This is a genomic window from Dyadobacter sp. (assembly GCF_017744695.1).
In the GTDB taxonomy this organism is placed as follows: domain Bacteria; phylum Bacteroidota; class Bacteroidia; order Cytophagales; family Spirosomataceae; genus Dyadobacter.
On record NZ_JAGIAS010000006.1, the window covers coordinates 564,128 to 572,138 of the forward strand.

The window sequence follows — 8,011 nt, forward strand, 5'->3', positions numbered from 1 at the left end:
GTACCATGTTTGTGCCTAAAGTAGTAAATTCTTCAAAATCATCGAATGCCGCGCTCTGGAACGATGTTGTTATGGATCAGCTCGCATGAGCCTGTGTATTCATTCCCTTGCCAAAAGAAAATCTTTGCAGGGGGATCGCCGTACATTTCTTCGCAGTAAATCCACCGGATCCCTTTTTCGTTTTTTACACTGGTGACCACATATCGCCCTGATGGCAGCATCACTTTTACCTCCTTCTGCTCCCGGATTTGGTTAAACAAGAATCGGTCCAGAATCTTAACATCTAGCGGGATCTTCAACTCGCTGAATATTTCTATTATGCGTGTCCTTACCTCGATTCGCTCCTCGAAAACATCTTGGCGGCTGAAATACTCGAATCCCAACTTGAACCGTCCCTCTGTCAAAGTTTCGTCGTATGGGCTGTAATAGTGGCTTATAACCTTTCTGGGCACTTTTTCGCACCCAACCATCATGCCCTTTTGTAAAAATAGGATATCACCTACCTTCAAATAGGTCGTGTTCATGGGTTTACTTTTTGTGTTGATGAAATTTGTATCAAAAAAATGATAGCAAAAGTATCAAAATGTTGTGCACGATTCAAAACCATTTTTTAACTTTGGTTATCAATCTTTAACAATCCTTTAAGTTGGGCAAAAACATGGAAAGCATTCAGGGCGCCGATATCATCGAAATAGGCCAGGCCAATCCCCCCAAAGCATGGGTTGTAATCACAACCTGTCCTTCACGAGCTATTGCAGCGGCTTTTTATGGTAGAGTCTGGGCGGAAAAATTACACAGAATGCTTGCAGAGTCTGAACCCCCTGTGCTGATAGGATTGGATGAAATCCCCGTAAAAGTTGATCTGTATCTGTGGCAGATGAACGAAGGGTTAATACCCTATTCCGTTATTCTTGAAAATGGGAGGGCATTGAGAGAGGATACTTACGAAAGCGAAATTTTCAATATATCGGAACCAGATTTTCAGGAAGATCATCCTGAAATATTTGCCGGGACGTTCTGGGCGCTTTCTATCGGTGATGCCATTGAGCGCGCCGAACTTCTTTGGGAATCAAGACGTAATCATCAATAACTTTAATCATCAGCAACTATGAAATTTGGACCAACTAAAACAGAGGAAGAAGAACTTGAAGAATATAGCGCCGAAGGAATGAGAAATCGCCTTGCAGCGGCATATACTGCGTGGCGCGACGAAGTGGCAGCGAAATTGGAGCCCGTGGTTTATCCGAACCATGCATGGGTGGTTTACGCGGGAACCGAAACTCAGCAGCCCCAGGCTGCTTTTACTAACCGCGAGTATGCCGATATCCTCGCCGGGCACATGGTGGGTGTTATTGATCCGGTACTTCGTGAGCGGAGCGAGATCAAGGCAATGAACATCGAGGTTGACAAATACAAGGAGCAGGTCAGTTTCGGGAAAATGCCGTATGAAATCATACTGAATGCCAAAGGGGAAGTTTATGATAGTTGGGGACCAAATGATGGGATACCGGCGATCAAAGAACCTGTTCCGTTGACTGACAAGTGGCCTGCTCTGTCAGGAACATTCTGGGGGTGGACCGGCGGCGAAGCCATTGAAAATGCACAGAAAATGTTCCAGGAGTTGAAGGGAAAAGCACAACTGTAATGCCGTCAAGTAGTTATAGAGAAGGAGCTTTACCCCGTTTAACCCAGATAATTTAAAGTAGAGATTTTGAATGTTGCGTGAGCAGCGATTTCAAATTGATGAAGATAGTATCGACACCCTGCATACAATGTGTGCGGGGTGTTTTACATTTGTGCTATGACAGTACAAGAACTTAAAGAATGGTTTGAAGGCCGGGAAATACCATCTGGCCCGATCTGGATACACAAGTCCATGAAGGTGGAAGACCCTAAGCAATTTCTCCAATTGCACTTCAACTCGATCGAAGCCGATCCAAACGATCGGGCAAATGAACCTTTGATCCTGCGATTAACTTTGATGAAAGAATGGATGGAAGCGAATGGGCGTGCATAGCATCAGCACACCGGCGCATTCGTAATGGATGGGTAGGCCCACGGAATAGGTAAGATCCTCGGCCAGACCGGGGAGACGAGAGTTCGAACCTCTCATGCGTCGGGTGCTGTTTTTTTTGAAAAGGAAGTGATAATGTTTGATATGGAGGTCGTATAAAGAAATAAAAAACATATATGAACAATCTCCTTCCCGATCCAGCCCTGTTAAATGAATTGTTTGACTCTGAGGGTTTCCAGGCAGCGGTATCCGCCGGTGACAAAGATCTAGCACGCGATCTTTTCTATTTGAAGTTATTTCCTGGTGCCAAGCAGTTGTCTAGCAAGAAAGTACTGGACGAAGCAGAATTAATTCCGTTATTATCCGGAGCATTTGACCGGCCACTGATGCCCGGCTTGGGTGTTAACAAAGGCGAATATTTCGAGATTACATTAAGCCCGATGACCGTTGGAGATCGCGCCGTAGCAAGACTTTATTTTGATGGGCGAATAACTGCGGAATTTGACAAAAATGATCTCTTTATATTGCCTGAAATTAAACCAAGGATTAGTGAGACTGATATGAGGGCGCGTATTCTTGCGGCGGGGTATTTTCCTAGTTAATAAATCAGGGGCCTATGAAGCCCCTTTTTTATGCAATACCCCTAAACTAAATCGAATGTCAAAATCCTTCCCACTGAAAGTGCATGCCGTCTTTTGATGCTGGCGACCAATCAGCCCCGCATATCCATCCGATATCCCGCCACACCTGCAGAAATTCTTTGGACCAGGTGACCGCCCCACGGAAAGGATTTGTGGCCGCATTCAAATCTACCGCGATGCCGAATGCATGCGCTGATATTCCGCTGCTCCCGCGTTTCTTTCGAATGTTGAAACATCCGTTCCATGTCTTGATTTCCTCGTGCATACCGTGCGAGATCAAGCTTCGCAATGCTTTCTCCAACGGAGCTTCAATAAGCTTGTTCAGGTAGATTTTTTCCGGCATGGCAGGAATTGCCTTGCGAATGTCTGCCGGCACGATCCAAACTTTCATCCACTTGTTTTCAAATGGAAGCCTGTTAACCTCTGGATTACCGAACTTGGCGATTAGTTGAGATTGCGTTTTCATTTTACAACCTCCTTTCCCTCCTCACTTTGGAAGCTCAACATGTCTTTCATGTCGCCAGTCTCGCGGAACTTCCGGAACGGAGCGGCAAACCACTTGGGTACAAGGTTTGGTATGATCTGTTCCACGAGGTCGCAGCATTTCACGAAGTAGTAGGCGATCATTACCGAGTAACCGGCAAAAATGAAGTATAACGATACGCTAGGAATTGGGGTCGCTTCGGGTACGGCTTGTGTTACGACACTGAAAACAACCCCGACAACGAGTGATGCGACGTATCCAAGTAACACTACCGCAACCATTACCACAAATTGCTCGACGGTCTTTTTTAGAAAAATCTCCGCTTTCCACTCTCCGACTTTGTAATGCTTCACCATCCCCAGGAAGGTCATTAAAATGAAGCAAATCCCCACGGCCGCAACCAGCTTAACGGTTAAGTCCTTTCGGTAGGTGAATACCTGGACAACGCCGACAGTAGACGACGAGAGGAGCAGTAGGGTAGGATTTGTGAATATCCCTTTGATGGTCAACCATGCCGTTGCAAGCACGCTCGATACTACATCCAACTTTTCATAAAATTTCATGTAAATGCTATTTACGGGCCCGGAGCCCTGTTAATAATCCTGTTCCGTAGCCGGTGCCAAACCCCCACTTGAATCCTCGCCAAAATCCACTTTCTTGTTTCGCCTTGCGGACCTGGGCTTCAAAACTTTGTTTCTGCACCGCAGTTTGCAGGTTTTGCAGGCGCACGGCTGCTCGTAGCTCTTGAATTTCTTTCCCTTGGGATTCATAGGCTGTTTTCAATGGTTTAAATACCAGTTTCAACTTTTCGAAGCGGTACGCGCTATCGAGGAGTGCGCTTTCGAATGCTGTCCGCTTTGGCGGCCGATTCGATACTTGCGCCCAGCCTGTCACGCTCACTGCCGTCAGGATCCACAGAATCAGGGACAGCGCTTTTACGATACCCTTCAAGTTTGTTTTCATAATCTGGATGATGTTTTTTGACCGTATCGGCGTACTGATAAGCCCGGCGCTGGTTTTCGCGAATTGTATCGCCGAAGTATGGCGCATCAGGGTTTGGTGTAGGTTGCCGGAAGCCCTGATACCACAGGACGCAGAACAGCCCGAGGATCACCACCAGCAAGCCGGCGATGATCTTCCAATGGTTGAGCTTCATTTCAGTAAGATTTTGACAACCTTGTTGACCCCGCCGCCGCGTCCTGAATAGATTTCACGGTACTCCTGCAAGCCTGCATACCTGGTAATCGGGAAAGTGAAGCCTTCCCCCTGGGAGATACCAGTCATGCCGGAGTCTGAGTCGATGAATTCAGAGCGGAGCCGATAAAGTGCTGGCCCCAGCTGGGCATTGATCTTTGGCGCGTAAAAAGACATTGCGAAATGAACGATCTCGCCGCCTCGCCGAAAGAATGATGATGCCCAATAGTAAAGGATGTCGCCGTTAACATCTTCATCCTCGCGAGTTTGCCAGTCCTGATCTACCGATAAATCGTTAGGGTCAAACTCAATAGCATACCCGGAACCTGGGAATGTCGCCGCATTAAGGTCGGTTGCCATCGGCTTGCTACTCTGGCTTCCCGCGTCGCCTTCACTCGAATAGATTAAATCAGGCTGATCACTGGTACCAGCACTGAAAATCTCATTCAGCTTATAAAGGCCGGTCCAGGTTCCTGACGGCGCGCCACAACCGGCGTACATTCCCATCGATCGAACTTTCCCCTTGCCGCCTTCCCGGACTCCCTGCACAAATGCCGCATGAAAGTCTTTCAATCCTTTGGTACGGAACTCGTACCATTTCCGGCCGGCCTCTGAATTATTGAACAGGTAGGCTAGATGTTCCTCGTTATTCTGCGCGGGATACGGAACGGCCATTCCCCCCGAATATTCGCGCCAGGCGTTAAGGTCAATTTGCCCATATCCAGTAAGGAGTATCTGATTATTTGCCCTGCGTACGATAACCGTTTCATATTCTTCCCCCGGACTGGTTGCCGTCGAAATGTAATCCACGTACTCCGGATATTTTGCCATAAACTCGGCTAGATGACGGGCGGCATTTTTGAATCTCTCCCTGCCAGTAGTGCTGTTAAAGCTTGGTAGGTAGGTTTTATCTCTGACCGGAGTTTGATCCTTGTCATGCCATATTAAATCCTGCGTCGGTTCGTCCTTGGAGGGATTCCAGTTCGGATCCGGCAAATGTTCGAGCATTTCAAAGCGATCCAGATAATCATCACCAATCACACGCCATGGAATGAGTGCTACGGATAGTTTGAGGCCTCGCTGCTTACAGTAATTGATGACATCGAGTAGTTTATCGTCACGAAACACATCTTTTTTAGGCTCGTAATCGTGCCACTTCATATTGATCCGAATCCCATCGATACCCCGGAATTTCTTCCCGTTGTAGGTCAGATTGCAGAACGCTTCAATGCGAGGCAGCCAGTCCTTATTAATCCCGGTCGGCGCATCGACGTCAAAGCCGTAGCCGGTCAGGTTCATATCGATCTGCCGTTTTCCGTTGCTTACGGGCGGCGGGCCTGAATTACCGCCGTCCCCGCCATTGCCTTCGCCTGTTGGCTTTGGAACAGTGAACGTACGCGTGTATACTTTGCTCAAACAGGTATTACCCTTTAAAGCCAACACGTATTCACCTGGCGCCAGTGCATAAGAAATCGGAACGGTATTCTTTTGCAGCCTCTCGGCGCCAGAGTTACCGGTAACCTTTACAATGCCGTCCTGGGAAATAGTGAAGTCCCATCCGAATACGCCCTCGCCATCAAACAGGACGGTAGCGCCGGATTGAGTGATATTGTAAACGTCGTTAGGTACCGGACCGCGTGTGCAGCTATCGCCCTTCGGTACTTCCGGTTTCGGATCTACTCCGCCGTTTCCTTTCTTGAAAAGGCTATCCGCGTAAGCCTTTTGCCGGGCCTCCGACGCCTTGATTTTGTTATCGATAACCTGATCGATCGATATCGATTGCGCGGTTACCAGCTGGCTACACGCCAGCAGTACCGCAATCAGCAGTTGTTTCATGAAATGGTTTTTAGTTGTTGATGAAATTATTATTCGGTTACAAAGTCGAAAGGCAGGTTACTTACATTGGTTCGTCAGTTCAATTTTTTCACCTAACCTTTCAGTGTATCATGGATACAGATCAAGAAAAATGGAATCGTATTTGGCTTAGAATGTCATTCCTTGAAAAGTACGTCACGTTCCTGACGGACAACAACCCCGGTTTAGTCCATCCAAATGACGAACAAAAGCAGTACTTACTGGAATCAGCAGCTACTGAGGTTGAAGATGACGGGATGACTCACTTCTTCAAGGATTAGCCGATAAACTTCCATGAGCCCCTGGTGTAGATATACCATCCAGGGGCAACACCGTCTACCTGATTAACCAACATCCCGCCATGATCCGGAACAAATGCCAGCCTTTCCTCTTCGGTACACATCGGGGGGCTAAACAGGTTTGATTTGTCAGATCTTGCCATCCAATCTCTTTTTCCCGATAAATCATGACTCACCCCATTGATTGTAATCGTGCGAGATGAATTATTGTTTACTTCGGGCACGGAAACGCCCTCGGCCTTCACAAGCGCGGAGACCGTGGGAATCGCAGCAATAGCCGCAACCGCCGTCTTAAAAAAGTTTCTACGTGTTCTCATTTCTCTTGTTGATGATTGGCAACTTGATTATTGAAGCAATGCGCCGAGTGCCTCTTTCAGCTGCTTTGCCTTTTCGTTCTCTGAATCGTAAGAGTCCAGAGCACGTTTTACCAGTTTCGGAATGACTTCCAACAGATACCCTTTATCCTTCAAAGTATTGTTCAGCTCGCCCTCATTGTTGAAATTCAGACTGGCCGAATCATTGAAATTGAAGGCCCTCGGCTCGCCGGTGCTTACTTCGCGGCCAGAGATTGAGAAATTCAGGCTCGCGTAATCGAATTCGAATCGCGGAGCCGTTACGGGAGTTTCACCCAACAGAGCATTAATTTTACTCGCCATCGGTCTGATTGTTTTTAGTTGTTGGTAATGAATTCAATAGTGTTTGGGCTGGGGTCGCCTCCGCCCCGTCAGGTTCGATTACGAAGCCAACCAGCCATTTACGGGCATGCTTAGGGACGCTTGCCGGAATGGACTCATCATCGACGTACTCAGGCTCAAATTCGATTCCGGTATGGTTATAGAGCTCGTCAATTTTCGCCTCCATAGCCTCTTCCTGATCCTTCTTGAATCGATAGTTGCCCCGCTCGTCACGGAGGATACATCCGAATTTGTCCTCAGCCGCATGCTTGCGCTGGATCTTCGTAACCTTTTTTCCGTAGTCCTCGCGCTGCTCATCAATCTGCTCGATGACAGTGTTCAATGCCGCGATGAACTTCGTGTCTTTTTCGTCCGATTCCTTAATTAGGATCTGTGCTACCTCGACGAATCTGAATGCACTTTTGTAGCTGGTCTCCATTGTTTTTGATTTAGTTTATTGATGAAAAATTAAATTGTTACCCACGATGACCCATTGTAATATTTAGGTCGGTTGATTGAAGTATTAAAATAGAAGGTGCCTATGTTTGGGCTGGATGGGTCACTTGAAAACAGACCAAGGCCGAACACCCCACTGTTTATAATCAAGTGTCCACCAATAGAAATCTGAGTGCCGATATCGGTCATAATACTACTGGACGTTATCGAGCCACTGGAATTCCATACTGCAGTACGGTTTGTTATCCCGCTACCAGAAACACCTGTGGATATAGTCCATGACCTATCCAATGATAAATCGTATGAAACGCCGTTGATCGTTAACACGCGTGAAGTCGGCACCCCGCCGCCACTTGGCAGAGCATACCAGCCCTTGCCACCCGATCCATCAGTGC

Annotated in this window: 15 protein-coding genes; 5 read left to right on the forward strand and 10 right to left on the reverse strand. The window is 47.4% G+C overall.

Annotation, left to right across the window (positions count from 1 at the left end; all coding sequences use genetic code 11):
- Positions 1-38 precede the first annotated feature (38 nt).
- Entirely contained in the window at positions 39-524 is a 486-nt protein-coding gene (locus J7619_RS23115) for a hypothetical protein (RefSeq protein ID WP_291204272.1), read from the reverse strand.
- 134 nt (positions 525-658) lie between these two features.
- Between J7619_RS23115 and J7619_RS23120 the strand changes: the two genes are divergently transcribed.
- The 4 genes from J7619_RS23120 (at position 659) to J7619_RS23135 (ending at position 2,616) form a co-directional block, all read left to right on the forward strand.
- Positions 659-1,090 (forward strand): hypothetical protein, encoded by a 432-nt coding sequence (locus tag J7619_RS23120; RefSeq protein WP_291204275.1) that lies wholly within the window; start codon positions 659-661, stop codon positions 1,088-1,090.
- 18 nt (positions 1,091-1,108) lie between these two features.
- Positions 1,109-1,645, forward strand: a complete 537-nt coding sequence (locus J7619_RS23125) for a hypothetical protein (protein WP_291204278.1) — start codon at positions 1,109-1,111, stop codon at positions 1,643-1,645.
- 156 nt (positions 1,646-1,801) lie between these two features.
- A complete protein-coding gene (locus J7619_RS23130; RefSeq protein ID WP_291204280.1) occupies positions 1,802-2,017 on the forward strand; it encodes a DUF6965 family protein in 216 nt (71 codons plus the stop codon).
- 173 nt (positions 2,018-2,190) lie between these two features.
- On the forward strand, positions 2,191-2,616 hold the full coding sequence (locus J7619_RS23135) for a hypothetical protein (RefSeq protein ID WP_291204282.1): 426 nt from the start codon (positions 2,191-2,193) through the stop codon (positions 2,614-2,616).
- A 58-nt stretch (positions 2,617-2,674) separates the two neighbouring features.
- Here J7619_RS23135 and J7619_RS23140 read toward each other — a convergent pair whose 3' ends face one another.
- From J7619_RS23140 to J7619_RS23160, 5 genes are read right to left on the reverse strand one after another with little or no spacing between them, the layout of a single operon-like run.
- Entirely contained in the window at positions 2,675-3,121 is a 447-nt protein-coding gene (locus tag J7619_RS23140; RefSeq protein ID WP_291204284.1) for a M15 family metallopeptidase, read from the reverse strand.
- Complete coding sequence (locus J7619_RS23145; protein WP_291204286.1) at positions 3,118-3,702, reverse strand: hypothetical protein; 585 nt, start codon at positions 3,700-3,702, stop codon at positions 3,118-3,120. The genes J7619_RS23140 and J7619_RS23145 overlap by 4 nt, the downstream gene beginning before the upstream one ends.
- Before the next feature lie 7 nt (positions 3,703-3,709).
- Positions 3,710-3,922 (reverse strand): hypothetical protein, encoded by a 213-nt coding sequence (locus J7619_RS23150; RefSeq protein WP_291204288.1) that lies wholly within the window; start codon positions 3,920-3,922, stop codon positions 3,710-3,712.
- Positions 3,923-3,962: 40 nt separating this feature from the next.
- Positions 3,963-4,295, reverse strand: coding sequence for a hypothetical protein (locus tag J7619_RS23155; protein WP_291204291.1), 333 nt, complete (start codon positions 4,293-4,295; stop codon positions 3,963-3,965).
- The gene (locus tag J7619_RS23160; protein ID WP_291204294.1) at positions 4,292-6,169 is read right to left on the reverse strand and encodes a hypothetical protein; all 1,878 of its coding nucleotides are present in this window, start codon (positions 6,167-6,169) and stop codon (positions 4,292-4,294) included. Before J7619_RS23160 ends, J7619_RS23155 begins: the two co-directional genes overlap by 4 nt.
- A gap of 110 nt (positions 6,170-6,279) precedes the next feature.
- Between J7619_RS23160 and J7619_RS23165 the strand changes: the two genes are divergently transcribed.
- Positions 6,280-6,468: a hypothetical protein gene (locus J7619_RS23165; RefSeq protein WP_291204297.1), complete on the forward strand. Its 189-nt coding sequence runs from the start codon at positions 6,280-6,282 to the stop codon at positions 6,466-6,468.
- On the opposite strand, the gene J7619_RS23170 is transcribed toward J7619_RS23165, so the two are convergent.
- From J7619_RS23170 to J7619_RS23185, 4 genes are all read right to left on the reverse strand, one after another.
- On the reverse strand, positions 6,465-6,803 hold the full coding sequence (locus tag J7619_RS23170) for a hypothetical protein (RefSeq protein ID WP_291204300.1): 339 nt from the start codon (positions 6,801-6,803) through the stop codon (positions 6,465-6,467). The genes J7619_RS23165 and J7619_RS23170 overlap by 4 nt on opposite strands.
- Before the next feature lie 27 nt (positions 6,804-6,830).
- The gene (locus J7619_RS23175) at positions 6,831-7,142 is read right to left on the reverse strand and encodes a hypothetical protein (protein ID WP_291204303.1); all 312 of its coding nucleotides are present in this window, start codon (positions 7,140-7,142) and stop codon (positions 6,831-6,833) included.
- A complete protein-coding gene (locus tag J7619_RS23180; RefSeq protein WP_291204305.1) occupies positions 7,132-7,599 on the reverse strand; it encodes a hypothetical protein in 468 nt (155 codons plus the stop codon). Before J7619_RS23180 ends, J7619_RS23175 begins: the two co-directional genes overlap by 11 nt.
- 29 nt (positions 7,600-7,628) lie before the next feature.
- Positions 7,629-8,011: hypothetical protein (locus J7619_RS23185; RefSeq protein ID WP_291204307.1), on the reverse strand; the 383-nt coding region annotated here is incomplete at its 5' end.